This window comes from Bradyrhizobium sp. CCBAU 11434 (assembly GCF_028128895.1).
GTDB lineage: Bacteria > Pseudomonadota > Alphaproteobacteria > Rhizobiales > Xanthobacteraceae > Bradyrhizobium > Bradyrhizobium zhengyangense.
Genome location: NZ_LBJX01000029.1, coordinates 1 through 877, shown reverse-complemented (window position 1 = coordinate 877; position 877 = coordinate 1). Strand labels below are relative to the sequence as shown.

Genomic DNA, 877 nt, shown 5'->3' with positions numbered 1-877 from the left:
GCCCAGCGAGTTGCGTGACATCGCCTACCAGAACAAGCGCGTGATCTATAATCTGCTGATGAAGGCAGCGGCCGAGACGACGCTCGCCATCGCAAGCGATCCCAAGCGCCTCGGCGCCCGCATCGGTATCACGGCCGTGCTGCACACCTGGGGCTCGGCGCTCACCCATCATCCGCACGTGCATATGATCGTGCCGGGTGGAGGGCTCTCGCTCGATAACACGCGATGGATCGCCGCGCGCTCCAATTTCCTCGTCCATGTCAACGTGCTGGCGCGCCTGTTCCAGGGCAAAATGCTGGCGATGCTCGTGCATGCGCACGACGCCGGCGAGCTAAAGTTCTTCAATACCCATGCCGGACTCACCGACAAGACAACGTTCAAGCGCTTCATCGCCCCGCTGCGGCGCATCAAGTGGGTGGTCTATTGCAAGGCCCCGTTCGCGGGGCCCGCGCAGGTGCTGCGTTATCTGTCCCGTTACACCCATCGTGTCGCCATCTCCAACCGCCGCCTCGTTGCAGCCGACGACGAAGCGATTGCGTTCCGCTGGAAGGACTATCGCCTCAACGGCGCCAACCGCTGGAAGACGATGCGGCTTCACCCGCACGAGTTCATCAGGCGGTTCCTGCTGCACGTGCTGCCCAAGGGCTTCCACCGCATCCGCCACTACGGGCTCTTTGCCAACGCCAACCGCGCCCAGAGCATCGCGACAGCCCGCGCACTCCTCAACGTCGCCCCGCCGGCCGCCGACCCGCAAGAGCAGCCGGATATCGCGACGGACACGCCACGTGTGCTGCCGTGCCCATGCCCGCGCTGTGGCGCCCGCATGATCGTGATCGAGGTGTTCGCCCGCGGCTGCCAGCCAAGCTGGCGGCCGACA

Annotated in this window: 1 protein-coding gene; it reads left to right on the top strand. The window is 65.2% G+C overall.

The genetic code is table 11. The features are described from left to right. On the top strand, positions 1–877 hold an 877-nt coding region (locus XI06_RS12885; protein WP_271605478.1), incomplete at both ends, for an IS91 family transposase.